Origin of the sequence: Polaribacter sp. BAL334, assembly GCF_015767435.1 — a bacterium.
Taxonomy (GTDB): Bacteria; Bacteroidota; Bacteroidia; order Flavobacteriales; family Flavobacteriaceae; genus Polaribacter.
In genome coordinates, this window is sequence record NZ_JADWOV010000319.1 from 210,055 (window position 1) to 236,252 (window position 26,198).

Consider the following 26,198-nt stretch of genomic DNA (forward strand, 5'->3'; position numbering starts at 1 on the left):
TTTTTAGTTTTAAAGTGAGATATTATTTTCTTTTTCTACCAAATCCACCTGCTTTTTTATCAACAGAGGTTTTTGGGCGATCACTAAATTTTCTATCAGTTCTTTTTCTTCCGCCAAAATCTGCTCCTTTTTTAGCACCACCTTCATCACTTCTGCGTCTTCCAAAACCACCTTCTTTTTTAGCAAATGGTTTTTTACCATCTCTTCTTTCATTTCCAGAACGTTCTTTTTTTGTGACTTCAATATTCACTGTACGTCCTTCAAAATCAGGTTGGTTACTTGCAAATGCTTCTAAAGTTTTCTCTTCGAAGTTTTTGTCGATTTCAAAAAACGAAAAAGTATCTAAAATATCAATGGCACCAATTTCAATTTTGTTTCCAATATTTTGGTCGTTGATCAATCCAATCAATTTTGCTGGATTCAAGCTGTCTTTTCTACCAATATTGATGAAAAAACGAGTCATATTTTCGCTTGTTACTCTAGTTTTCGAACTTTCTCTTGATAAATCATTCAAATCTTTTGAATTTTCATAATAAGATAAGAACGTGTTGAATTCGAGAGAAACAAACTTTTTAATCAATTCTTCTCTTGAAAAATCTTCTAACTTTTTATAAATACTAGGTAGAAATTCCTGAATTTCACTTTCATTTACAACCGTATTTTTTACTCTATCAATCAAGTGCATTAATTGACTTTCGCAAATTTCTTTTCCAGAAGGAACTCTCGTTTCAATAAACTTTTTGTTGATGATTTTTTCAATCGGTCTTAATTTGCTCTTCTCTTTATTGTTCACCAAAACCAACGAAATCCCTTTTTTCCCAGCTCTTCCTGTACGTCCACTTCTATGGTTGTAATTTTCGATTTGGTCTGGTAATTTGTGATTGATAATGTGTGTCAAATTATTTACGTCAATTCCACGTGCAGCAACGTCAGTAGCCACTAACAATTGCACACTTTTATTGTGGAATTTATCCATTACTGAATCTCTTTGCGCTTGTGATAAATCACCATGCAATGCATCAGCATTGTAACCATCTTTGATTAATTTATCAGCAACTTCTTGAGTTTCTCTTCTTGTTCTACAGAAAATAATTCCATAAATATCAGGATTTAAATCTGCAATTCTCTTTAAGGCAAGGTAACGTGTACTTTCGTTTACCAAATAATATTCGTGACTAACATTGTCTGAACTTTCATTTTTTTGACCAGAAGTAATCTCAACTGGTTTGGTCATGTAGTTTCTAGAAATAGCTTCAACTTCTGCAGGGAATGTTGCAGAAAACAACAACGTTTGTTTTGTTTTTGGAGTAACTTGTAAGATATTATCTAAATCTTCTTTGAAACCCATATTCAACATTTCGTCAGCTTCATCTAACACCAACCATTCTACATTGCCTAATTTTAGTGCTCTTCTGTTGATTAAATCTAACGTTCTACCTGGAGTTCCCACAATGATTTGAGCACCTTTGTTTAAAGAACGAATTTGTTCTTCCATGCTTGCACCACCATACACAGTAACTACTTTCAAATTTTTTAAATACTTAGAAAAATCTTGAATGTTTTTACCAATTTGAACAGCTAATTCTCTAGTTGGTGATAAAATAATTGCTTGTGTATTGGAGTTGTTTTCATCTACTAATTGTAATATTGGCAAACTAAATGCGGCAGTTTTTCCTGTTCCTGTTTGTGCAAATGCTTTTAAATCGCTTTTTGAAGAAATAATTTGAGGAATTGCTTTTTCTTGAATTACTGTAGGATTTTCATATCCTAAATCTAATAATGCTCTTGTGATAGGTTCTTTCAAACCCAACTCTAAAAATGTTGACATACTGTGTTTTTTGTGATTCACAGACGCCCACCTGCAAACCGATTGTTATAATTCGACTTGATTTTAAACAAAATAATCTCGTTTCAAAAATCGTGCAAAGGTAATCTAAATAAAATGAATAGCAAGTATTTATAAACTATTTTAATTTATTTAAATTCATAAGATATTCATCCAAGTTTGGTGACGAAATAGAAGCATAGCCATTCATTACTTTTCCTTGTTTATTTACAAGAATTGAACGAGGCATTTTGGAAGTTAAGAATTGGTTTGCTGAGCTGTCATCAGCAAGATAAAATTGTGCTTTGATATCCAATTTTTCAATACGTTCTGTTTTCACACCATCAATTTTGATTGGAATAAATGCAATATTTTGATAGGTATTTGATAAAAAGTTGATGCGAGAAACCAAATAGGGTTCAGATACATATTCAGGACTCCAAAAGAAAAGAAACGCATTTTTACCTTTTATCAAATCGTGTATTGATCTTGGAGTATCTAAATAATCATTGATGCTAAATTCAACTAATTTACTATTTAAAAGTATTGATTGTGTATCACTGATAAGATTTCTTACTTGATTTTTATCTTCTTCATCAGAGCTAAATTTCAAAAATTTATCAAATGGAACTTGATTTAAATTACAACTTGATTTATTGAAAAAATGACTTAGAATTGTTTGCTTTAAGAACGCATTTTTAGTATCCTCATGAGAAATTTTCTTGTGTATGATTGTCAATAAATCCGATGTAAAATTGGCAGTATAATTCTTTTTCATTGGGGTATAGCCCAAAGAATAGGTTTCATTGTACAAATGATTTCTTACATATTTTGAATATGGTGGGTAATAAATCAATGAATCGTCATCAATTTCAACAGATTTTCTGTAGTCATAGAACGATTTGTTAATCTCAGGAAGTTTATCAGATTCTGTCAGTTTTGCATGAATCATTGGGTATTTTTCCAAACGTGCATATAAAGGATAGGTCAAAGCAACTTTTAATACTTTTCGGTAACCATTACTTTCTTCAGGATGAGTTTTAACATACTCATCATATAAAAAGAGCTTATCTTTAATTAATGAATCAAATTTTTCTTTAAAATTTTTAGGTTCTAACTTATTAAATTCATAAGTGCTGTTTGATTCTCTTTCCTCTTCTAAAAAACAATCAATCAACACATTATTTCGGTCAGCACCTTTTCCAGCAAAAACAAGTGATTCATCAAAATCCCAAGTATTTAAGCGCAATAATAAACTATCATTTGGTTGTAAATACAAGTATTGATTTTCATATCCATGTGTAAAATAAAACAATCCTTCAGAGGCAATTTTTAATTCTCCAAAAAAATTATTGTTTTCGTCCAAATAAAAAGTGTCAATTGCTTGATCCATAGAATACAAAATAACATGATCCGATTTTGGGTGTATGATCTTTCCTCCAAAATAAGTATGAACTTCTTTCACCTCTGATTTACAGTTGATTAAAGAAATTGAGATCGTTATGAATGCAAGATATTTTACGTATGTAAACATTTATTTATTTTACTATAGACAATACAAATTTAGGTATTCGTAATAGCTATGATTGTTAATGCGCTGTTAAAATATAAACAATACTTCCTTAAAAATTTCACGAAAAAAATCATCAAAAAGCATTTAAAATCAGGCCTTAAAAGTAAATCAAATTCGTACTTTTGCACAAAATTTTACAATATGTTATCAGTTTCTAATTTATCTGTCCAGTTTGGAAAAAGAATTTTGTTTGATGAAGTGAATACCAAATTTCAGCAAGGAAATTGCTATGGAATTATAGGTGCAAACGGAGCAGGAAAATCGACATTTTTAAAAATAATTTCAGGAAAACAAGACCCAACTTCTGGTCAAGTGCATTTAGAACCTGGAAAAAGAATGTCTGTTTTAACCCAGAATCACAATGAATTTGATGAATATGCAGTGTTGGAAACTGTGATTATGGGAAACAAAGAGTTGTTTAAAATCAAAAAACAAATTGATGATTTATACGCAGATTATACTGACGAAAATGCTGAAAAAATAGGGGAACTTCAGATTGTTTTTGAAGAAATGAATGGTTGGAACGCTGATTCTGATGCTGCAGCTTTATTGTCAAATTTGGGAGTTTCAGAAGAGTATCATTTTACTTTGATGAAAGATTTGGACGGAAAGCAAAAAGTTCGTGTATTGATTGCACAAGCACTTTTTGGAAATCCTGATGTGTTGATTATGGATGAGCCAACCAATGACTTGGATTTTGAAACCATTGCTTGGTTAGAGAATTTTTTAGCAAATTATGACAATTGTGTGATTGTAGTTTCTCACGATAGACACTTTTTGGATGCAGTTTGTACTCATATTTCTGACATCGATTTTGGAAAAATCAATCATTATTCTGGAAATTATACTTTTTGGTATGAATCTAGTCAATTAGCTGCAAAACAACGTGCACAGCAAAACAAAAAAGCGGAAGATAAAAAGAAAGAATTAGAGGAGTTTATTCGTCGTTTTTCTGCCAATGTTGCCAAATCTAAGCAGGCAACTTCTCGTAAAAAAATGATTGAAAAATTAAATGTAGAGGATATCAAACCATCTAGCAGACGTTATCCTGCCATTATTTTTGACCAAGATAGAGAAGCAGGAGATCAAATTTTGAATGTGGAAGGCTTGAGCAAAAGCTTTGAAGGTGAAAAACTATTTGATGACGTTCATATCAACTTGAACAAAGGCGATAAAGTGGCTGTTATTTCTAAGAATTCAAGAGCTGTTTCCGCATTTTATCAAATAATTACGGAGCATGAAAAAGCAGATGCTGGCAAATTTTCATGGGGAGTTACCACCACACAATCGTATTTACCTTTGGATAATTCCTCTTTTTTTCAAGATGGAAATTTGAATTTGGTAGATTGGTTACGTCAATATGCCCAAACTGAAGAAGAACGTGAGGAAGTTTTTTTAAGAGGATTTTTAGGAAAAATGATTTTTTCAGGAGAAGAAGCTTTGAAAAAAAGTAATGTACTTTCTGGAGGTGAAAAAGTACGCTGTATGCTATCAAGAATGATGATGAAAAGAGGCAATATTTTGTTATTGGATGAACCAACAAATCACTTGGATTTGGAATCTATTCAGGCTTTGAACAATTCGTTAATCAATTTTAAAGGAACTGTTTTGTTCACAACTCATGACCACGAATTTGCACAAACTGTTGCCAACAGAATTATCGAGTTGACTCCAAATGGAATTATTGATAGATACACCACATTTGACGATTATATCGCTGATCCAAAAATCAAAGAATTGCGCGATAAAATGTATGCATAAAAAAAAGGAAGCTGAAAAGCTTCCTTTTTTGTTTTATTTCTTTTGAATTGGACTGACGATTTTTACATCCGAAAAAGAAATGGCACCTCTAACAACGCCATCAATGGTTTTTTTCAAAGCCTCAATTAATTGCATTTTCAATTGCGATTTATGATAAATCAAACTCACTTCTCTTGCAGGTGGTGGACTTTGAAATTCTCTCAAATGTTTTTGATCTTTTTCTGATAAATCTAACGTGTGTAAATAAGGTAATAATGTCATTCCTAAACCTTCTTTGGAAAGTTTAATCAAAGTGTCAAAACTTCCACTTGCCAACTGAAATCCTTTTTTATTATCAACTTTATAGTTTCTGCATAAATTGATAATACTATCCTTAAAGCAATGACCATCTTCCAAAAGCAAAATATCTTCCATTTCTAAATCTTCCACAGTAATTTGTTTATTTTGAAAAAGACGATGATTTTCAGGAATCAAACCTACAAAAGGTTCATAATATAAAGGACGTTCTTTAATGGCTTCATTTTCTAATGGGGTAGCCACAATAGCTGCATCCAAATGTCCATCAGTCAATTTTTTTATGATGTCTTCAGTGGTTAATTCTTCAATGATGAGCTTTACTTTTGGATATTTTTTGGTAAAGTTATTCAAAAACATAGGCAATAATGTGGGCATAATTGTAGGAATCATTCCTAATTTGAATTCGCCTCCAACATATCCTTTTTGTTGATGAACAATATCTGAAATTCGGGTACTTTCATCCACAATTACCTTAGCTTGTTCCACAATTTTTTTTCCAACTTCGGTTAATTCTATAGGTTTTTTAGAACGATTGAAAATCTTTACATCTAATTCTTCTTCTAATTTTTGAATTTGCATACTCAATGTGGGCTGAGTAACAAAACTATGCTCTGCTGCAATAGTGAAATTTTGATATTCAGCAACAGATAAAACGTATTTTAATTGGGTAATTGTCATGTAAATAGTATTATTTGATAAAGATATTAAAACTATCAATAATAATTATAGTTAATTGCGATATTTTTTGAGTAAATTTGAAAGAATACTAAAATAAAGATTATGAGCAAATTAACCATTGGATTAGACAAGATTGATAGTAAAAATGTTGCCGAAAAATTGAATGTATTATTAGCAAATTTTCAAATTTATTACCAAAATTTGAGAGGTTTGCATTGGAATATCAAGGGTAAAAATTTCTTTGAATTGCATTTAAAGTTTGAGGAATTTTATACAGATGCTCAAGTAAAAATCGATTTCATTGCAGAGCGAATTTTGACATTGCAAGCCAAGCCATTACACACTTTTCAAGATTATTTGAATACATCCACAGTTCCTGTTGGGAAAGATATTTCAAACGATGTGGAAGCTGTAGAATTGGTTGTCAGTTCTTTGTCAAAATTATTGATTTTAGAGAGAGAAATTTTACATCTTTCAGATGAAACCAATGACGAAGGAACCAATTCCATGATGAGTGATTTCATTGCAGAGCAAGAAAAAACCATTTGGATGTTGAATTCTTGGTTGGGAAAATAAGCTGGAACTTATTGAGTAAAAAAAAAGACCTTGCAAAAGGTCTTTTTTTAGTTTAAAATATAATTGTAACCAATTTCTAAACCCAAAATATTATAGCCATCATTGGGTTTTTGAAAATCAAGATTGGAAACGTGACCAAAATTTGTACCCAAATAAAATTGAGATTTTGAAGTAGTTTTATACAAAATACCTAAAGATAAGTTTTCAATAAATGTAAATCCTTTTGCCAGTCTTTCTGTTCGTGTGTCAATCACAGAAAATCCTAAGCTTAAACTTCCTTGGAAATACACTTTTTGAAAAATTTTTTTCACACCTGCCAATCCAAACTCAATACCATACAAATGCATCGTTTTTGGTTGTATAAATTCAGCAATTTTTTCTTGATAATTTTCTTGATCAGGAGTTACATACCATTCATTTATCAATTGATGCTTTAGTACTTGTACTTGCGGTTGCGCAATCAACTCAAAATCCCAATTTTTCCAAGTTCCTAATTTGTAAAAAAGTTGTCCTTTATAGGTTTGAGTTGAATAGGTATAATCAACATCATCATTTACAAAATTTTCATTGGTGCCATAATTGTAGAGAAATCCAATTTTATATGGTTTCAAAACAGCCTTTTTCTTTTCTTGACTTATTGTGAACGTTATCGAAAAAAGAAAGAAAAGGAGGAAGAGTTGGTTTTTCATTGAAATTGCTTTTGTTCTTTAATATTCTGAAATTATAAACTCATTAGGTTTTTTTATCTCAACTCCATAAATTTGCTCCCCTAACCTTAACTCAAAGTGATTAAAATTATTCCACTTGTTAAATTCTAAATTATTTGTTTGTCCATTAGTTATTCCAGACATTTTTTCAAAATCAATTCGTGTACTTTTGGAAATTCTTTGCATTCCTTCACCATAATATTCTATATGACTTACATATACAGATTTATATATTTCACTTAAATATATTTCAACTCTATAGTTTTCTCCATAAATATCATTCTTTTCATTTTCGATGTATCTAAATTCTCCAGATGAAAGAAATTCAATTGTTTTAAATAAGGTTTTATATTTTTTTAGTTCAGCATTTATAGAGTCTAGTTTTGAATTCAAGTAGTTATTCTGAGATTTACTATCTTGATTTGTAATTATATTTTTTTTACTTTCTTTTTTACATTCAAATAATGTAAGAACTAAAATTATTATTAAAATTCTTCTCATTTTCTTAGTTTACTTTGAAGGGCTTTAAAAACCTTTAATTATAATTTAATTTGTATTAATTTTCAATTAGAAACGAACTTCAATTACTCTAGTTTTCAACTTGTAAATAACATTTTAAACAAACATTTTTGATACAATTTCAGCTTTTTTATTTTCTGAATAATCATAAAAACCTTCTCCAGATTTTACGCCCAATTTTCCTGCTCTCACCATATTTACCAACAATGGACAAGGAGCATATTTTGGGTTTTTAAATCCTTCATACATTACGTGTAAAATAGATAAACAAACATCCAACCCAATAAAATCAGCCAATTGCAATGGTCCCATAGGGTGTGCCATTCCCAATTTCATTACTGTATCAATTTCGGAAACTCCAGCAACGCCATTATATAAAGTTTCAATGGATTCATTAATCATTGGCATCAAAATGCGGTTTGCTACAAACCCAGGATAATCATTCACTTCCACAGGGATTTTTCCTATTTTCTGAGATAAATCCACAATAAAATTGGTCACTTCATCACTCGTATTATAGCCTCTGATAATTTCTACCAATTGCATGATGGGTACAGGATTCATAAAATGCATGCCAATTACTTTGTCTGCTCTTTTGGTTGCAGCTCCAATTTGCGTGATAGAAATGGAAGAAGTATTCGTCGCTAAAACAGTATCTTCAGCACACACTTCGTCTAATTCTTTGAAAATTTGGGTTTTCAAAGCCACATTTTCAGTTGCAGCTTCAATCACTAAACTAGCATATTTTACTCCTTCTTTAATCGAAGTAAAAGTGGTAATATTTGATAATGTTTTTTCCTTTTCAGCAATGGTTATTTTTTCTTTTGCAACCATTCTGTCCAAGTTTTTGGCAATAGTATCCATGCCACGTTTCAATGACGCTTCAGAAACATCAATCAATTGAACATTATAATCACATTGTGCAAACGTGTGTGCAATGCCATTTCCCATGGTTCCAGCACCAATTACAGCTATATTTTTCATAAAATAGGATATATTATTTTAGTGTTGTTTCTATTGTTTCTGTTGTTTTTTTGTTTAAATAGTTAATCAAAACTTGAAATCCTTCAACAATAGAAACACTTCAACATTTAAACTTTTAAATTAAAAACTATCAATCACCATTTGTGCAATTCTCAATGCTTCTGTTCCATTACTCAATGTTACCACAGGAGTTGTATTGTTGATGATGGCATCTGCAAAGGTTTCCAATTCGTCCAAAATGGCATTGTTTTGTTTTACTTCAGGATTTTCAAAATAGATTTGTTTTTGAACACCTTCATCGTTTTGCAAAATCATGGCATAATCATCAGGATGTTCAGGAACATCCTTCATACGAACCACTTCTGTTTTTTTCTCTAAAAAGTCAACAGAAATGTAAGCGTCTTTTTGAAAAAATCGTGTTTTACGCATGTTTTTCATCGAAATTCTACTCGATGTTAAGTTGGCAACGCAACCATTTTCAAACTCAATTCTGGCATTGGCAATATCAGGAGTTTCTGAAATGACAGAAATTCCACTAGCATGCACATTTTTAACTTTTGATTTTACAACCGATAAAATAATGTCAATATCATGAATCATCAAATCCAACACCACAGGCACATCTGTTCCTCGTGGATTGAATTCCGCCAATCTGTGCGTTTCAATAAACATAGGATTGTTGATCAAATCTTTGGCAGCCAAAAAAGCAGGATTAAAACGCTCCACATGACCAACTTGCCCCAAAACATGGTATTGACTTGCCAATGTTTTAATTGCCTCAGCTTCAATAACTGTTTTGGCAATTGGTTTTTCCACAAAGATATGACAGCCTTTTTCAATCGCTTTTTTAGCACAGTCAAAATGAGAAAGTGTGGGTGTTACAATATCAACAACTTCAACGGCATCAATCAAATCATCCACAGAATTGAATGATGTATAGCCAAATTCAGCAATTACTTTTTCGGTATTTTCTGGAGATGGATCGTAAAAACCAACCAACTCATATTTATCAGATTGTTGCAATAAACGCAAATGAATTTTACCAAGATGACCCGCACCTAAAACTCCCACTTTCAACATAAATTCTTTATTTTTTAGAAATTGATTAAAAAAATCAGCAAAAACAAAGATACAATTTTATGAGAATTTATCTGAAAATATTCCTATTTTTAGCTTTCTTAAAAGAACATGACATTGAAAGATACTGCAAAACACCAAGGACTTCGTAATCAATTAGCCAACGTTCTCAAAGCCAAAGGAATCACTGATGAAAATGTATTGAATGCCATTCGTAGCATTCCTAGGCATTTGTTTATTGATTCTAGCTTTGAAGACCATGCTTATCAAGATAAGGCATTTCCTATTGCAGCTGGGCAAACCATTTCACAACCTTATACTGTGGCTTTTCAATCACAAACGTTGCAAGTACAAAAAGGTGAAAAAGTGTTGGAAATTGGCACAGGTTCAGGGTATCAAACAGCGGTTTTATTGGAACTAAAAGCCTTAGTATATACCATTGAAAGACAGGTAGAATTGTTTAAAAAAACCTCATTGTTTTTACCGAAATTAGGATACTATCCAAAGAAATTTATTTTTGGTGATGGTTATAAAGGTTTGCCCGAAGAAGCTCCTTTTGATAAAATTATTGTCACAGCAGGTGCGCCTTTTGTACCCAAACCTTTGATGGCGCAATTGAAAGTAGGAGGAATGTTACTGATTCCTGTGGGCGATCAAACTCAAATTATGACCTTATTTATTCGGAAATCCAATAAAGAATTTGAAAAACATGAGTTGGGCGATTTTGCTTTTGTGCCGATGTTGGAAGAGCGAAATTAACTTAATTGTTTGAAAAATTCAACTATTAAAAAGTAACATAAAATTCTCTTTTAGAGCAAAAAAAAACCGAGTAAAACTCGGTTTTTTTAAATGAAATCAAAAAAATGCTTTCTTATTTTTTTACTGCTTTGTCAGCAATGATTCTTGTTTCTTTGTTTGCCACTTCCCAAGCAGTGTGAAATACCAAACGAGCTCTATTTTCTAACAATTCATAGTTGATTTTATCAGGAGTATCTGTTGGTCTGTGATAGTCAGCATGAGTTCCGTTAAAATAAAAAATAATTGGAATGTTGTGTTTTGCAAAGTTATAGTGGTCTGAACGATAGTAAAAACGATTTGGATCGTTCTCATCATTGTATTTATAATCTAAATTGATTTTTGTGTATTTGTTATTGATTTCTTCAGAAAGCGTATGTAATTCTGTACTCAATTTATCAGAGCCAATCAAATACACATAGTTTGGATCTTCTTTATGACGGTCGTCAATTCTTCCAACCATGTCAATATTTAAGTTACAAACTGTATTTGCCAAAGGAAAAATAGGATTGTCAGTATAATATTGAGAACCTAATAAGCCTTTTTCTTCACCAGTTACATGTAAAAATAAGATAGAACGTTTTGGGCCTTTTCCTGCTTTTACTGCCATTTGAAAAGCTTGTGCAATTTCTAACAAAGCGACTGTACCTGAACCATCATCATCAGCACCATTATAAATTTCACCATCTTTGATGCCTTCATGGTCTAAATGCGCAGAGATCACAATAATTTCATCAGGTTTTTCGGAACCTTTTATAAAAGCAACCACATTTTCAGAGTCTTTTAAAGGAACTTGTCTTTTGCGTTTGTTCAAAAACTCGGCTGGAACTTCTTGAAAATAATCATCACTTGAAATTGGTGAAGGAATTGCTTGACTTACATAATAGTTTTTTAAGTATTCAACTGCTTTTTTTTGTCCAGGTTCGCCAGTATTTCTACCTTCAAATTCATCTGATGCATACGTAAATAGGTGAGTCCCTAATTCTTTAGCAGTGATGGTTGAAGCGTATTTAGAGGCTTGGTCTATATTGCTGTCCTCGGCAGTGTTTTTATTAGCTCCACAAGCATATATTGCCAATGCGCCAGCAAGAAAAAGTATTTTTTTCATAAATGAAATCTTTATAAATTATTGATTATTTATTATTTTTCAAATGTAGGAAAAAAGAAGTGAATTCTGTTTTTCGAAATTTATTTTTTGGCAAACTGTTAAGTTTTTTAGTGATTTCAGTATTTGATGTTTTTTTTTGATTAAAAAATGATACATCAGTTAAAATAAAAAAGAGCTGCTTTCGCAACTCTTTTTGGTTTTTATTTTTGCCAAGGATGGTAATTTTTTCTTTTTGGACCTTGCAAATCATGCATTTTTCGATTCCCTATTTTAACAACCATGTCTGTTGTTGATTTTCGTTGCCAAACTTGTAAATTTTTAAGTTCTGGTGATTTCAATTCGGGGGTTACTACACCTTTTACGTTTAAAACGGTAGCCGTTTTTTTCACTTCCCATACGTTAGTGTTTTTAAACTTTGGTCCTGTTACACCTTGTTGCGCAAAAGCGCTTCCTGCTAAAAACATCATTCCAATAATTGCTAATTTTCTCATAATTATAGTGCTTTTAAGTTCGCTAAATTTATTATGTCAAAGATACAAAACACTAAAAGTGAACTATGTTAAAAAATTGCAAATACATTCGAATACCTTCCTATGAATTATTAATAATGTAATAATTAGGAAATATAATACTTAATATTTGATAATATGTAATAAAAAATCAGTTTTGATGTGAATAATTTTTGACACACATTTTTAATTATGAAACTCATAATTTTTCAATTATTGACTTTTTTGGATGTATAAATAATAGCTCCCTAAGGTTCAGATAATTATCAAAAATTGATAAAAAACGAAAAATTTTGAATCGAAAAATGAGTTTCAATATTTGGGAAATGTGTTAAAAAAGAAGTTAGTTAACGACGAAATAGTTGTTATTTCATCACAAATTGTTGGAGCGTTTTATCAAAACGAATTATTTCGTCTGGAAAAAGTGTATCAAAAATATTGTTTTCAATCAAATTTTTTGGACTGTCTTTGTGAAATGAATTTTCTGTCATCAAGGCAATTTCATCAGAAAATTTGATAGCTAAGTTTACTTCATGTGTAGAAATCAAAATAGTTTTTGAAGTTTCTGAAACCAACTTTTTCAGAACTTTAAAAATTTGTAAGGTATGATGCAAATCCAAATGCGCTGTAGGTTCATCTAAAATAATTAAAGGAGTGTCTTGCGCAAGTGCTCTTGCTATTAAAACACGCTGCAATTGACCATCACTCAACTCATAATATCTTTGATTTGACAAATGAGTAATTTCGGTGAGTGTCATAGCAGTTTCAATTTTTTCAACATCAAGAGGAGTTAACTGATCAACCCAGTTTGTATGAGGCTGTCTACCAAGTGCAATCAATTCAAAAACAGTGAGTTGACTTTCGGGCAATCGTTCTGTAAGTACCAAACTGATAGCGGTTGCCAAACTTTTAGTGCTGTAAGATTCCAATGGTTTTTCATCCATAAAAATTGCTCCTTCAAGTGGTTTTTGAACATTGGAAATAGTTCGTAACAATGTTGATTTTCCAATACCATTTTTTCCTAATAAAGCAACAAAACTTCCTTTTTGAAGATGGAAATTAATGTTTTTAGCCACAGAAATCGACTTCTTTTTAGCAGTGTATCCAATATGTAAATTTTCTGTGCGTAAAATAGTATTCGTACTTTCCATAATCATTACACGTAAAGTTTCTTTTTTCTGATGAGCAACCAAATCACCACAGGTGCACCAAAAAGTGAGGTAATTGCATTGATGGGCAAGGTATGTTCGCTTGTTGGCAATTGCGCAATAATATCACAAAGCAGTAATACAATAGCTCCAATTAACATAGTTGCAGGCACTAAAACCTTATGATTTGAGGTTGTAAAAAGCATTCTTGCCAAATGAGGTACAGCCAATCCTACAAAAGCAATTGGTCCTGAAAATGCTGTAATAACGCCAGTCAATATACTCGTAATGAGCAAGATGATATTTCTGTTTTTTTGAATCGGAATTCCTAAACTTTTTGCATAGTTTTCGCCCAAAAGCAAACTGTTTAAAGATTTTAAAATGGGAAAAATTCCGCACATGGCTAACACATAGAAAACAGCAAAAACTAGGATTTCATTCCAACTCAAATTGCCCAAACTACCAAAACTCCAAAACACGAATTGTTGCAATTGAGTAGCTTCACTAAAATAAGATAACACACTGATAATTGCAGATGCAAAACTGCCAAACATCAATCCAATAATCAAAATGGACATGGTATTTCGTACATTATTGGCAGCAAAAATAACAGCTGATAATACTAAAAATGCGCCTAAACTGGCAGCAATTGGCAATGTCCAGTTTGATAAAGTTCCGCTCATTAAAACGCCTCCAAACAAACTAGAACCCAACAATAAAAAGGCAACACCCAAACTTGCGCCTGAAGAAATTCCCAATACAAAAGGACCTGCCAACGGATTTCTGAACAAGGTTTGCATCAACAAACCACTCACAGACAATCCTGAGCCAACCATCACAGCAGTAATTGCTTTCGGAATTCGGAAATTCAACACAATAATTTCCCAACTTTCTTTATTGGCATTTTCGCCCATCAAAACAGCCATAATATCTTGAATAGGAATCATTACAGAACCCAAACTGATGTTCACAAAAAACAATACAATCCCTAAAACAGAGAGGAATAAAAAATGTTTTTTGTAAGATGTTTTGTTCATTTTAAAAGTTCAATACTATTCAAATTTTTTGATTATTTATTGATAGATAACTATTTATTACTATTCCTTAAATTTATTATATTCTTCTAAATCAATATCACTTTTCTCAGGATTTTTAGATGAGTAATAGACTTTAAAGGTTTTTCCAACACAGCCCTTAGTGCCATCTTTGCATCTAAAAAATCTTGTAGAAATTATATTTTCAAATTCTATGTTATCTACTTTATACATATATATAAGTCTATATTCTTTGTTTGAATAATGAAAATCAACTATTTCTCCTATTGTTTCCTCTTTGTTATTATTAATTTCATTTTGATAACTATTTTTATTGTAAACAACATAAAGAATTATGATAAACATAAGAAAAATGAACCAAAAAGTATTTTTATTATTTTCCATTTAAATTATTATCAAATGATTTGATTCTTGAAGAAACTTCTAATTTCGTATGTGTATTTCCAAACCATTGACTTAGATATTTATGCTACATATTCAGTTAAAAATTTCACTAATTTTTCAATAGCCAAACCTCTATGAGAAATCCGATTTTTATCTGCTGAGTCCATTTCAGCAAAGGATTTTTCAAATCCATTTGGTTGAAAAATTGGGTCGTATCCAAAACCTTGGTTGCCTTGTTTTTTAGTGAGGATTGTTCCTTTGCAAATCCCTTCAAAATAATATTGATTTCCATCTAAATTCAGACAAATTACAGTTCGGAATTGCGCATTTCTGTTCTCAACACCAGCCATTTCAGAAAGCAATTTTGTCATATTATTTTCAGCATTGCTAGGCTCTCCAGCATATCTTGCAGAATATACTCCAGGTTTTCCATCAAGTGCAGTTACTTCCAAACCAGTATCATCCGCAAAACAATTCATTCCATATTTTTGGGTGATAAAATCGGCTTTTATGGCTGCATTTCCTTCCAAAGTTGTGGCAGTTTCTTCAATGTCCTCCTCACAATTGATGTCTTTCAAACTCACTAATTGTATAGAGTTTGGCAACATTTCTTGCACTTCTTTCAGTTTGTGGGCATTGTTGGTAGCAAAAACCAGTGTCATCTATTATTTTTTAAAAGGCAAAACTAAACAAAATTTTAAGGGTTTTTGTAGTTTCTGTTGTTTCTATTGTTTGAGGGTTTCTATTGTTTCTGTTGTTTGAGGGTTTCTATTGTTTCTGTTGTTTGAGGGTTTCTATTGTTTTTATTGTTGTATTAGTTTATTGCTACATTAACTCATTGCTACATTATCTCATTATCTCATTATCTCATTGATGATGATAAGGCTCATTTTTCAGAATCGTATACGCTCTGTACAATTGTTCAATCACAAAAACTCGAATCATTTGATGTGAAAAAGTCATTTTTGATAGAGAAATTTTACCACTTGCTTTTGCATAGACTGCTTCCGAAAAGCCATAAGGACCACCAATTACCAAGACCAATTGTTTGGTGCCTGCATTCATTTTTTTCTGTAAAAAATTGGAAAATTCAACAGATGTAAATTGACTGCCATTTTCATCCAACAATAGCAATTCATCTGTAGGTTGTAGTTTGCTGAGAATGAGTTCGCCTTCTTTTTCTTTTTGTTGTGATTCGCTTAAATTTTTGGCATTTTTGATATCTTGAATTACTTCAAACTCAAATTTGATATAGTGTTTTAAACGCTGCTGGTATTCATCCATCAAAGATTGTAAAGCTTTGTTGTCTGTTTTTCCGATAGCAAGTAGTTTGATTTTCATATGTGTAAAATTTATTTTTTAGCGGTCACATATGCAATCGCCAATTTATTCATTGGTGTTTGCTACAGCAAACTCATAATTGATGGCGATTTCATGTCGCAAAATTACAAATTATGCCATATGAATTTGTATTTTTACCTCGAACAAACAAAATTATATGATTTCAAAAGCTCAATTTGATAAAGAAATAGCCTTGATTATCGAAAATGCCATTAGAGAAGATGTGGGTGATGGCGATCACAGTTCGCTTTCTTGCATCCCAAAAGAAGCCACAGGCAAAGCAAAATTGCTAGTGAAAGATGAAGGAATCATTGCAGGTGTTGCGTTTGCAAAACAAGTTTTTGTATATGTAGATGCCAATTTAAAAGTGGAAACGTTCATCAATGATGGAGAAATAGTAGCTTTTGGCGATGTTGTTTTTCATGTTTCAGGAAGTTCACAATCCATCTTAAAAGCAGAACGTTTGGTGCTCAATGCCATGCAAAGAATGAGTGCAATTGCGACCAAAACAGCGCATTTTGTAGAGGTATTAAAAGGTACAAATACCAAAATTTTAGACACCAGAAAAACCACTCCAGGCATTCGTGCATTGGAAAAATGGGCTGTAATCATTGGAGGAGGAGAAAACCACAGATTTGCCTTGTATGACATGATCATGCTGAAAGACAATCATATTGATTTTGCAGGCGGAATTTCGGAGGCAATTCACAAAACAAAAGCGTATTTACAAGCAAACAATCTCGATTTAAAAATCATTGTAGAAGCTAGAAATCTGGAAGAAATTCAGGAAATTCTAACTCATGAAGGCATTTATAGAATTCTGATAGACAATTTTAGTTTCGAAGACACCAAAAAAGCAGTGGAATTGATTGGCAATAAATGTTTGACAGAATCCTCAGGAGGCATCAATGAAAATACCCTCAGAAAATATGCAGATTGTGGTGTCAATTACATTTCATCAGGCGCATTAACGCATTCTGTGTATAATATGGATTTGAGTTTGAAAGCTTTTTAAAGTGGCAAAGTGGCAAAGTGACAAAGTAGCAAAGAGGCAAAGTGGAAATGAATCAATGAACTAAACTAACAATAGAAACCCTCAAACAATAGAAACAACAGAAACCAAAAGAAACATGTCAAATAACTTTATAGAAAGTGAAGAATTTGTAAAAATTGATTTTTCAAAAACACCCTTGAAAAAGGGAATTTATGATCAATGTAGATTTGTGAATTGTAATTTTGAAAATGTACATGCTTCCAATATCGAGTTTGTTGAGTGTGAATTTATAGACTGTAATTTTAGCAATGCCATCGTAAAAGATACTGCTTTTAAAGATGTCCGATTTGAGAATTGCAAAATGCTAGGTGTAAAATTTAGTGATTGCAATTCTTTTTTACTCAAAGTGTATTTTAAAGAGTGCACGTTGTCTTTTGCTTCATTTTTCCAATTGAAAATGTCGCATACAAAGTTTATGAAATGCAATCTAACTTCTGTTGATTTTGTTGAAACCCAGCTCACAAATGCTACTTTTGAACAATGTGATTTGAAAAGCGCTATTTTTGAAAGTTCAAATCTTCAAAAAGCAGATTTTAGTTCGTCGTTTAATTTTATCATCAGCCCAGATAAAAATCTACTAAAAGGAGCTATTTTTAGCAAAGAAAATGTTGTGGGACTTTTGGATGGGTTTGGGATTGTTGTTCATTGAGTAAAGTGGCAGAGAGGCAAAGAGGCAAAGCAGCAAAGTGGCAAAGAGGCAAAGTTTGCAAGAATTGAATTGTAATAAAATATGCTATGAAAACTTTTAAAGAATTATTAGTTTGGCAAAAATCAATGCTTTTGGTTACTGAAATTTATAAGGTTACGAAGGAATATCCAAAAGAAGAATTATTTGGTTTAAGTTCTCAAATGAGAAGAAGTTCAGTTTCAATACCCAGTAATATTGCTGAGGGTTTTGGAAGAGAGGGCTTAAATGATTTTATTCGATTTTTAAATATTTCAATATCATCACTTTTTGAAATACAAACTCAAATAGAGATATCCTATAATTTGAATTTTATTGATAAAGTTGTGTTTGAAGATTTATATACATCAACAAAAGAAATTGAACGAATGCTTTCAAGTTAGATAAGAAGTCTAAAAGCAAAAAAGATGTCTAATTTTCAATCAAACAATTATTAAGAAAAAGAGATGAAATCTAAAGTAAATAAAAAGTCGTTCAACATTTCTTTAAAACTTTGCAACTTTGCCACTCTGCAACTTAGTAACTCAAAAACTTAAAAAAATGTCCAAAGAAGTAGAAGAACAATTACAAAAAATACCCATCATCAATTGGTTGGTGAAATTCGGAAAAAAAATAAAAATTCCTGGATTGGAAGGTATGTCTTTGTATGATGTGTTGGAAATGTATGGAATTGGTATTATTAAAGGCGCTTTAACATCAAGAGCAGGAGGCATTGCTTTTAGTTTTTTTATGGCTATTTTCCCGTTTTTACTGTTTATTTTAACACTCATTTCATACATTCCAATTGATGGATTTCAAGAAGGATTATTTGCATTTATCAAAGATGTTTTACCGCCAAAAACTTTCGATTCTGTAAATATGGTTTTGTTGGATATTCTTAACAATCAATATGGTGGTTTGTTGTCTTTCGGATTTGTATTATCCATTTTTTTAATGACAAATGGCATCAATGCTATTTTTGGGGGTTTTGAATATTCGTATCACGTTAAAGAATTTCGCAATGTTTTTAGGTCGTATTTCGTTTCTTTAGGAGTGTCTTTAATTCTATCACTTTTTTTAATTATTACTGTAACGCTCACTATTTTTTACCAAGTTGCATTGGCTAAAATTCACGAAAATGGCTGGTTAAATACCTCAGATTTAAACCTGTTTTATATTGGTAAAAATATCCTTTTTTTAATCATGATTTTTACGATTGTTTCCTTACTTTTTCGATACGGAACAAAGCAAGGAAAAGAAACGAAATTCTTCTCTGTAGGAGCAATTTTGACCACAGTAGTTTCGCTTTTTACCTTTTATTTATTTGGAATTTATGTGGAGAAATTCGCACAATACAATCAGTTGTATGGTTCCATAGGTACCTTACTAATTTTGATGTTATTCGTTTGGCTAAATGCCATCATTCTCTTGCTTGGTTTTGAATTAAACGCCTCTTTATACGCATTGAAATGGCGAAATAAAACCAAAAAACGTCTTGAGAATAGCTAGGTTTTATCGATATTTGCGGCTTGATTAGGAATTACGAACTACGAATTATCAAGTGTAAATTCGTAATTCGTAATTAAAAATTTGTAATTAATTATATGAAACCAAGCATTCCAAAAGGAACTAGAGATTTTTCACCTACAGAAGTAGCCAACAGAACCTATATCATCAATACCATAAAAACGGCTTTTGAAAACTTCGGATTTCAGCCAATTGAAACACCCAGTTTTGAAAATTCAGAAACCTTGATGGGCAAATATGGTGAAGAAGGTGATCGATTGATTTTTAAGATTTTGAATTCTGGGGATTATTTGGATAAAGCCACTGAGCAATTTTTAACAGAGAAAAATAGTGTAAAACTCACATCACAAATCTCCGAAAAAGCCTTACGTTATGACCTTACAGTCCCTTTTGCAAGATATGTAGTGCAACACCAAAATGACATTACCTTTCCTTTCAAACGCTATCAAATTCAGCCAGTTTGGCGCGCAGATCGTCCACAAAAAGGACGTTTTAGAGAGTTTTATCAGTGTGATGCTGATGTGGTTGGCAGTGATTCTCTATGGCAAGAAGTGGAGTTTGTACAATTGTATGACAGTGTTTTTTCAAGCTTAGGTTTGCAAGGAACTACTATCAAAATCAACAACCGTAAAATCCTTTCTGGAATTGCGGAAGTGATTGGTGCATCAGACAAATTGATTGATTTTACAGTTGCTTTAGATAAATTGGATAAAATCGGTAAAGAGGGTGTTGAAAAAGAAATGATTTCCAAAGGAATTTCGGAAGAAGCTATTGAAAAAGTGCAACCTTTGTTTGATTTTTCGGGAACAAATCTTGAGAAATTAGGAGCACTTGACAATCTATTGCAATCGTCAGAAGAAGGAAAAAAAGGCGTTGCTGAGTTGCGTTTTATCATCGAAAACACCCAGCAAATGGGATTGCAATCAGCCACATTGACCATTGATGTTACCTTGGCAAGAGGACTCAATTATTATACAGGAGCTATTTTTGAAGTGGCTGCACCCAAAACAGTGAGCATGGGTTCCATTGGTGGTGGTGGAAGATATGATGATTTGACAGGAATTTTTGGCTTGAAAGATGTTTCTGGAGTGGGGATTTCCTTTGGATTGGATCGAATTTATTTGGTGTTGGAAGAATTGGGATTGTTCAAAGCAGTTGCCTTGCCAAAACCCAAAGTCTTATTTCTGAATTTGGGCGAAAATGAAGCCTTGTATTCTTTGAAAGCCATTCAACAATTGAGAGCCTTACACATCAAATCAGAATTGTATCCTGAAGCTGCAAAAATGAAAAAACAATTTGCGTATGCTGACAAACGTGCCATTCCTTTTGTGGTGATTGTGGGTTCAGAAGAAATTACAAATGAAAGCTACACATTGAAAAACATGGTTTCTGGGGAGCAAAATTCGGTATCGCTTTCAGAATTGATATCACTAGTAACCGTATAAAATCCGATACTTTTATAGTTTTAATTGATACCAAATTAGAATTAATAATTTGTAATCACGTAAATTTGCACTTCCATATTGGAGATATTTTTTGATTTATAATTCAGCATGAACGACGAAACCATCAACGAAATAGGAGAAAATCACATTGCAACTTCTGCAAAAACTCCCTTGAGAGCAGATGCATTTGAACTTTCTGACCAAGAAAAAATAGATAGAATTCAAGAAAGTGTAAAAGATATTTTACACACTTTGGGCATGGATTTGACAGACGATAGCCTTCAAGGAACTCCAAGAAGAGTTGCAAAAGCCTTTGTCAATGAGTTGTTTATGGGATTGAATCCGAAAAACAAACCAAAACCATCCACCTTTGAAAACAACTACAATTATGGTGAAATGCTCGTAGAAAAAAACATTGTGGTCTATTCTACTTGCGAACATCATTTGTTGCCCATTATTGGTCGTGCACATGTAGCCTATATTTCCAATGGAAGAGTGATTGGATTGTCAAAAATGAACAGAATTGTAGAATATTTTGCCAAAAGACCTCAAGTACAAGAGCGTTTGACGATGCAAGTGGTGCAAGCCATGCAAGAAGCCTTAGGCACTCAAGATGTAGCTTGTGTGATTGACGCCAAACATTTGTGTGTTAATTCACGCGGAATCAAAGACATTGAAAGTAGCACTGTAACTGCTGAATTTGGAGGAAAATTCAAAGAAGCTGCCACCAAAAGTGAGTTTTTAGATTACCTGAAATTGGAAACGAGATTTGAGTAAAGAATATAGAGGAGAGAATGAAGAGGAGAGAATAAAGAGTAAAGAAAAGAGAATAAAGAGTAAAGAAAAGAGAATAATAAAGAGTAAACTTCTAATATCTAACTTCTAACTTCTAAAAACAACCAACTCCATGAGTCAAATAACCACCAGTACTTTTTTTAAAGTAGCTACATTTTCTAATAAATGGTGGGCTTTTACTCAAATGCAATTGGGTCATCTTGGAATGAAACAGGTTGCTGGACTCACATTTTACAAGATTTTAGGTTCAGGTGCAAAGAATGGTTTTAGTGCGATACCGAATTTTGGCACCTATGTTCTTTTTTGTGTTTGGGAATCAGAAGCATTTGCAACCGCTTTTTTTGAAGAGAATACTTTTTTCAAAAACTACCAAAAACGAAGTAGCGAACATGTGACGGCTTATTTGAATTCCGCTGAAGCACATGGTTTTTGGAATGGTACACAACCTTTTCAAAAAACAGCTACTTTAGCCAAAGACAAACCAGTTGTGGTCTTGACAAGAGCGCGCATTCGTTTCCGAAAATTGTGGTCTTTTTGGAGTAAAGTAAGTACTGTAAGCCAAAGTTTGGAAGGCTATGATGGATTGGTTTTGTCCATAGGAGTAGGAGAATGGCCTTTGATTCAGCAAGCGACCATCAGTATTTGGAAAACCCAAGCAGAAATGATGGACTATGCCTATAAAAATCCACGACACAAAGAAGTAGTCTTGTTGACCCGAAAACTAAACTGGTATCAAGAAGAACTATTTGCACGATTTGTTCCTTATAAATTCGTTGGGACTTGGGACGGAAAACCTGTTGAGGTTTAACATAGAGCGTTTCGAATTGTAAACTCCCCAAAACCCTGAATCTTGAATTTTAAACCTTGAACTCCAACCGCCACGAATTCACGGATGTTGAATTGTTTTGATGGATTTCCACGGATGAGAATCAATTTTCAATTGATTTAAATGAAGCATAATAATGAATTTCTGAGCCTTAAAGATGAAATTTTAAAACTAAAAGTAAGTAATTTAATAAATCTATTGAGTATTGATTATTCCCCAACTTTCAGCACCTTATAGTCCTTTTTATTTCCTTGAATAGTAACTATAAACAAGCTAGCATTATCATCATCAGCCATGTCTTCAAGGAACGTTGCCTCCATAATTTTATTGACAAATGCAGGGGTTGTATTGCTATGACCCACAATCAATACTGATTTTCCAACAGTTGCTTTTTGAAAATCAGCAGCATACAATTCTCTAGGATTGTAAGAGAGGATTTCTAAATTTTTAGCTGTTGCAGTGGGTTTTGCAGTTTGTTGTGTTCGTTTATAGTTGGTGGAATACACAGCATCTAATGAAATGTCTTTGAAATAAGTTGCCCATTTTTCAGCACGTTTTAATCCATCTTCATTCAAATTTGGGTCTTGATTTGCAGGATTTGTTCGGTCTTTTTCTGCATGACGAATCAAATAATACGTGGTGATTTGAGGTTGTTTGCAGTTTGTAAAAGCAACAAATACGAGTGCTAAAAAAAGAATTTTTCTCATGGGGTTTTGATTTATGAAACGAATTTACAAAATAATTACTGAAAAACCTTTCTTAGCATTTTCTTAATCTTTTGGCAACTTTTTAGTTGATTTTGAGAGCTGTTACACAAAATGCACAAAGTAAAACACAAAGAATCTCAAAGATTTAATTTGATTTTCTTTGTGTCTTTTGTGAATTCTTTGAGAAACTTTGTGGAATAGATAAAAGAAAGTAAGCCTTAATTTTCAATCAAATCTGTTTGATTTCTAAATACCAGTTGCTCATCAAATGCATCCAACAAAATAATGCTATCTGTGGTTATTTTTCCTGATAAGATTTCTTTAGAAAGTTGGTTCAAAACTTCTTTCTGAATCACTCTTTTTACAGGTCTTGCACCAAATTCTGGTTGATATCCTTTTTTAGCCAAATAAGCAATTGCCTCATCTGTAGCATCTAAGGTGATGTCTTGCTTGCCAATCATTTTTTTCAATTGGTCTAATTGCAAACGCACAATTTCGAAAATATCTTTTTGATGCAAAGGCGTAAACATAATCACATCATCAATTCTATTTAAAAATTCAGGTCTCACAGATTGTTTTAACAATGCCAACACTTCAATTTTTGCCAATTCAGTCACAGCATCTAAATCTGCTTTTGGATCACTGAATTTATCCATGATGATATGACTTCCTATGTTGGATGTCATGATGATGATGGTGTTTTTAAAATCGGCAACACGTCCTTTGTTGTCTGTCAATCTTCCTTCGTCCAACACTTGCAATAAAATATTGAAGGTATCTGGATGCGCTTTTTCTATTTCGTCTAACAACACCACAGAATAAGGTCTTCTTCTGACAGCTTCTGTCAATTGTCCACCTTCATCATAGCCCACATATCCTGGAGGTGCACCAATTAATCTGCTCACAGCATGACGTTCTTGGTATTCGCTCATGTCAATTCGGGTCATGGCATTTTCGTCATCGAACAAATATTCAGCCAAGGCTTTTGCCAATTCTGTTTTTCCAACACCTGTAGTTCCTAAAAACAAGAAACTTCCTATAGGTTTGTTGGCATTTTGCAATCCAGCTCTTGAACGTCTTACAGCATCCGAAACTGCAATGATGGCTTCTTCTTGTCCAATCACTCTTTTGTGCAAATGTTGTTCTAGTTTTAGCAATTTATCACGTTCAGATTGAATCATTTTAGTGACAGGAATTCCAGTCCATTTGGCAACCACTTCCGCAATATCTTCATACGTTACTTCTTCTTTGATAAGTGAATTTCCAGCCTGATTTTCAGACAAGGTTTTTTGGAATCCTTCCAATTGTTCTTGTGCTACTTTGATTTTTCCGTATCGAATTTCAGCTACTTTTCCATAATCACCTTCACGCTCAGCTTTTTCAGCTTCTGTTTTGAGGTTTTCAATGTCTAATTTGGCATTTTGAATATTGTCCACCACCTCTTTTTCTGACTTCCATTTGGCATTGATTTCATTGCGTTCTTCTTTCAGATTTGCCAAATCCGAATGCAAAGATTTCAATTTGGTCTCATCTTTTTCTCTCTTAATCGCTTCAATTTCGATTTCTAATTGCATGATTTTTCGATCCAAAACGTCCAATTCTTCGGGTTTTGAATTGATTTCCATACGTAATTTAGACGCAGCTTCATCCATCAAATCAATGGCTTTGTCTGGTAAAAAACGATTGGTAATATAGCGTTGAGACAATTCAACAGCAGCAATAATCGCTTCGTCTTTGATGCGCACTTTGTGATGCGTTTCATATTTTTCTTTGATACCTCTCAGAATAGAAATCGCACTTTCCGTATCTGGTTCGTCCACCAACACTTTTTGAAAACGACGCTCTAACGCTTTGTCTTTCTCGAAATATTTTTGATATTCATCTAAGGTTGTGGCACCAATGGCGCGCAATTCGCCACGAGCCAACGCAGGTTTTAAAATATTGGCAGCATCCATCGCTCCTTGACCACCTCCAGCACCTACTAAGGTGTGAATTTCGTCAATAAACAATACAATATCGCCTTCGGAAGTTGTTACTTCTTTGATGACTGCTTTCAAGCGCTCTTCAAACTCTCCTTTGTATTTTGCACCCGCAATTAAAGCACCCATATCCAAAGAAAAAATGAGTTTATCTTTTAGGTTTTCAGGCACATCACCATCTACAATTCTGTGTGCTAATCCTTCAGCGATCGCCGTTTTTCCTGTGCCAGGTTCCCCCACTAAAATGGGATTGTTTTTGGTTCTTCGTGATAAAATTTGTAGCAAACGTCTGATTTCTTCATCTCGACCAATGACAGGATCTAATTTGCCATCTCTAGCCAATTGATTCAAGTTTTTGGCATATTTGTTCAAAGAATTGTAGGTTTCTTCCTGACTTTGAGAAGTCACTCTTTCCCCTTTTCTAAGTTCTTCAATCGCACTTGTTAAGGCTTTTTCAGTAACTCCTTGGTCTTTTAATACTTGAGCAATTTGACTTTTCGATTTGAAAATTGCCAAAATCAAATGTTCAATAGAAACAAATTCATCCTTCATGCTTTTGGCGATGATGGCTGCTTCGTTCAATGTTTTTGAGGCTTCTCTTGAAAGCAATAGTTCAGCTCCTGATACTTTTGAAAAACTCTGCAATTGCTTTTCTAAAAGTTGTTGTAGGAGGGAAGTATTGATATTCAATTTCTTCAATAAAAAAGGCAATACATTTTCATCAACTTCTGTTAAAGCCTTGAAAATGTGCTCATTTTCTATCTGATTATGACCATAACTTTGCGCCAATTGTTGCGCCATTTGTATGGTTTCTTGTGATTTTGTGGTAAAATTTGTAAAGTTCATTTTTCGTACTTTTTATTT

At 32.6% G+C, this 26,198-nt stretch carries 26 protein-coding genes; 10 read left to right on the forward strand and 16 right to left on the reverse strand.

The genetic code is table 11. The features are described 5' to 3' along the window. Nucleotides 1-22: 22 nt before the first annotated feature. Both IU405_RS14035 and IU405_RS14040 read right to left on the reverse strand, forming a co-directional pair. Nucleotides 23-1,828: a DEAD/DEAH box helicase gene (locus tag IU405_RS14035; protein WP_197439240.1), complete on the reverse strand. Its 1,806-nt coding sequence runs from the start codon at nt 1,826-1,828 to the stop codon at nt 23-25. A 136-nt stretch (nt 1,829-1,964) separates the two neighbouring features. Beyond that, nucleotides 1,965-3,359, reverse strand: a complete 1,395-nt coding sequence (locus tag IU405_RS14040; protein ID WP_197439241.1) for a hypothetical protein — start codon at nt 3,357-3,359, stop codon at nt 1,965-1,967. A 180-nt stretch (nt 3,360-3,539) separates the two neighbouring features. Here IU405_RS14040 and IU405_RS14045 point away from each other — a divergent pair, with 180 nt between their 5' ends. After that, nucleotides 3,540-5,159, forward strand: a complete 1,620-nt coding sequence (locus tag IU405_RS14045; RefSeq protein WP_197439242.1) for an ABC-F family ATP-binding cassette domain-containing protein — start codon at nt 3,540-3,542, stop codon at nt 5,157-5,159. A 33-nt stretch (nt 5,160-5,192) separates the two neighbouring features. On the opposite strand, the gene IU405_RS14050 is transcribed toward IU405_RS14045, so the two are convergent. After that, entirely contained in the window at nt 5,193-6,134 is a 942-nt protein-coding gene (locus IU405_RS14050; RefSeq protein WP_197439243.1) for a hydrogen peroxide-inducible genes activator, read from the reverse strand. A 102-nt stretch (nt 6,135-6,236) separates the two neighbouring features. Between IU405_RS14050 and IU405_RS14055 the strand changes: the two genes are divergently transcribed. Further along, the gene (locus IU405_RS14055) at nt 6,237-6,710 is read left to right on the forward strand and encodes a Dps family protein (RefSeq protein ID WP_197439244.1); all 474 of its coding nucleotides are present in this window, start codon (nt 6,237-6,239) and stop codon (nt 6,708-6,710) included. Between the two features lie 47 nt (nt 6,711-6,757). On the opposite strand, the gene IU405_RS14060 is transcribed toward IU405_RS14055, so the two are convergent. From IU405_RS14060 to IU405_RS14075, 4 genes are all read right to left on the reverse strand, one after another. After that, nucleotides 6,758-7,399, reverse strand: a complete 642-nt coding sequence (locus IU405_RS14060; RefSeq protein WP_197439245.1) for an acyloxyacyl hydrolase — start codon at nt 7,397-7,399, stop codon at nt 6,758-6,760. An 18-nt stretch (nt 7,400-7,417) separates the two neighbouring features. Then, nucleotides 7,418-7,918 carry a hypothetical protein gene (locus IU405_RS14065; protein WP_197439246.1) on the reverse strand — a complete coding sequence of 167 codons (501 nt, stop codon included), beginning with the start codon at nt 7,916-7,918 and terminating at the stop codon, nt 7,418-7,420. A 114-nt stretch (nt 7,919-8,032) separates the two neighbouring features. Continuing rightward, complete coding sequence (locus IU405_RS14070) at nt 8,033-8,920, reverse strand: 3-hydroxybutyryl-CoA dehydrogenase (RefSeq protein WP_197439247.1); 888 nt, start codon at nt 8,918-8,920, stop codon at nt 8,033-8,035. A 120-nt stretch (nt 8,921-9,040) separates the two neighbouring features. Continuing rightward, nucleotides 9,041-10,000 (reverse strand): Gfo/Idh/MocA family protein, encoded by a 960-nt coding sequence (locus IU405_RS14075; RefSeq protein WP_197439248.1) that lies wholly within the window; start codon nt 9,998-10,000, stop codon nt 9,041-9,043. Nucleotides 10,001-10,114: 114 nt separating this feature from the next. Between IU405_RS14075 and IU405_RS14080 the strand changes: the two genes are divergently transcribed. Further along, nucleotides 10,115-10,756, forward strand: coding sequence for a protein-L-isoaspartate(D-aspartate) O-methyltransferase (locus IU405_RS14080; RefSeq protein ID WP_197439249.1), 642 nt, complete (start codon nt 10,115-10,117; stop codon nt 10,754-10,756). Nucleotides 10,757-10,868: 112 nt separating this feature from the next. Here IU405_RS14080 and IU405_RS14085 read toward each other — a convergent pair whose 3' ends face one another. The 7 genes from IU405_RS14085 to rlmH all read right to left on the reverse strand — a co-directional run bounded on the left by IU405_RS14085 (nt 10,869) and on the right by rlmH (nt 16,337). Further along, the gene (locus IU405_RS14085; RefSeq protein WP_197439250.1) at nt 10,869-11,900 is read right to left on the reverse strand and encodes a M28 family metallopeptidase; all 1,032 of its coding nucleotides are present in this window, start codon (nt 11,898-11,900) and stop codon (nt 10,869-10,871) included. A gap of 200 nt (nt 11,901-12,100) precedes the next feature. After that, nucleotides 12,101-12,391, reverse strand: coding sequence for a hypothetical protein (locus IU405_RS14090; protein ID WP_197439251.1), 291 nt, complete (start codon nt 12,389-12,391; stop codon nt 12,101-12,103). 383 nt (nt 12,392-12,774) lie between these two features. Beyond that, nucleotides 12,775-13,566: an ABC transporter ATP-binding protein gene (locus tag IU405_RS14095; RefSeq protein WP_197439252.1), complete on the reverse strand. Its 792-nt coding sequence runs from the start codon at nt 13,564-13,566 to the stop codon at nt 12,775-12,777. Then, nucleotides 13,566-14,594, reverse strand: a complete 1,029-nt coding sequence (locus tag IU405_RS14100) for a FecCD family ABC transporter permease (protein WP_197439253.1) — start codon at nt 14,592-14,594, stop codon at nt 13,566-13,568. Before IU405_RS14100 ends, IU405_RS14095 begins: the two co-directional genes overlap by 1 nt. A 60-nt stretch (nt 14,595-14,654) precedes the next feature. Further along, nucleotides 14,655-14,996 (reverse strand): DUF3592 domain-containing protein, encoded by a 342-nt coding sequence (locus tag IU405_RS14105; protein WP_197439254.1) that lies wholly within the window; start codon nt 14,994-14,996, stop codon nt 14,655-14,657. 80 nt (nt 14,997-15,076) lie between these two features. After that, on the reverse strand, nt 15,077-15,658 hold the full coding sequence (locus tag IU405_RS14110; protein ID WP_197439255.1) for a non-canonical purine NTP diphosphatase: 582 nt from the start codon (nt 15,656-15,658) through the stop codon (nt 15,077-15,079). 205 nt (nt 15,659-15,863) lie between these two features. After that, nucleotides 15,864-16,337, reverse strand: a complete 474-nt coding sequence (gene rlmH, locus IU405_RS14115; RefSeq protein WP_197439256.1) for a 23S rRNA (pseudouridine(1915)-N(3))-methyltransferase RlmH — start codon at nt 16,335-16,337, stop codon at nt 15,864-15,866. 157 nt (nt 16,338-16,494) lie between these two features. Between rlmH and nadC the strand changes: the two genes are divergently transcribed. From nadC to IU405_RS14150, 7 genes are all read left to right on the forward strand, one after another. After that, complete coding sequence (gene nadC / locus IU405_RS14120) at nt 16,495-17,352, forward strand: carboxylating nicotinate-nucleotide diphosphorylase (protein ID WP_197439257.1); 858 nt, start codon at nt 16,495-16,497, stop codon at nt 17,350-17,352. 115 nt (nt 17,353-17,467) lie between these two features. Then, nucleotides 17,468-18,040 carry a pentapeptide repeat-containing protein gene (locus IU405_RS14125; protein ID WP_197439258.1) on the forward strand — a complete coding sequence of 191 codons (573 nt, stop codon included), beginning with the start codon at nt 17,468-17,470 and terminating at the stop codon, nt 18,038-18,040. An 86-nt stretch (nt 18,041-18,126) separates the two neighbouring features. Next, complete coding sequence (locus IU405_RS14130) at nt 18,127-18,459, forward strand: four helix bundle protein (protein WP_197439259.1); 333 nt, start codon at nt 18,127-18,129, stop codon at nt 18,457-18,459. 157 nt (nt 18,460-18,616) lie between these two features. After that, nucleotides 18,617-19,564, forward strand: a complete 948-nt coding sequence (locus IU405_RS14135; protein ID WP_197439260.1) for a YihY/virulence factor BrkB family protein — start codon at nt 18,617-18,619, stop codon at nt 19,562-19,564. Between the two features lie 95 nt (nt 19,565-19,659). Then, complete coding sequence (hisS, locus tag IU405_RS14140) at nt 19,660-21,027, forward strand: histidine--tRNA ligase (RefSeq protein ID WP_197439261.1); 1,368 nt, start codon at nt 19,660-19,662, stop codon at nt 21,025-21,027. A gap of 108 nt (nt 21,028-21,135) precedes the next feature. Next, nucleotides 21,136-21,804 (forward strand): GTP cyclohydrolase I FolE, encoded by a 669-nt coding sequence (gene folE / locus IU405_RS14145; RefSeq protein WP_197439262.1) that lies wholly within the window; start codon nt 21,136-21,138, stop codon nt 21,802-21,804. Nucleotides 21,805-21,934: 130 nt separating this feature from the next. Then, a complete protein-coding gene (locus IU405_RS14150; protein ID WP_197439263.1) occupies nt 21,935-22,630 on the forward strand; it encodes a DUF3291 domain-containing protein in 696 nt (231 codons plus the stop codon). Nucleotides 22,631-22,857: 227 nt separating this feature from the next. Here IU405_RS14150 and IU405_RS14155 read toward each other — a convergent pair whose 3' ends face one another. Then, nucleotides 22,858-23,355 carry a SixA phosphatase family protein gene (locus IU405_RS14155; protein WP_197439264.1) on the reverse strand — a complete coding sequence of 166 codons (498 nt, stop codon included), beginning with the start codon at nt 23,353-23,355 and terminating at the stop codon, nt 22,858-22,860. A 218-nt stretch (nt 23,356-23,573) separates the two neighbouring features. Continuing rightward, nucleotides 23,574-26,180 (reverse strand): ATP-dependent chaperone ClpB, encoded by a 2,607-nt coding sequence (clpB, locus tag IU405_RS14160; protein ID WP_197439265.1) that lies wholly within the window; start codon nt 26,178-26,180, stop codon nt 23,574-23,576. Between the last annotated feature and the right edge of the window lie 18 nt (nt 26,181-26,198).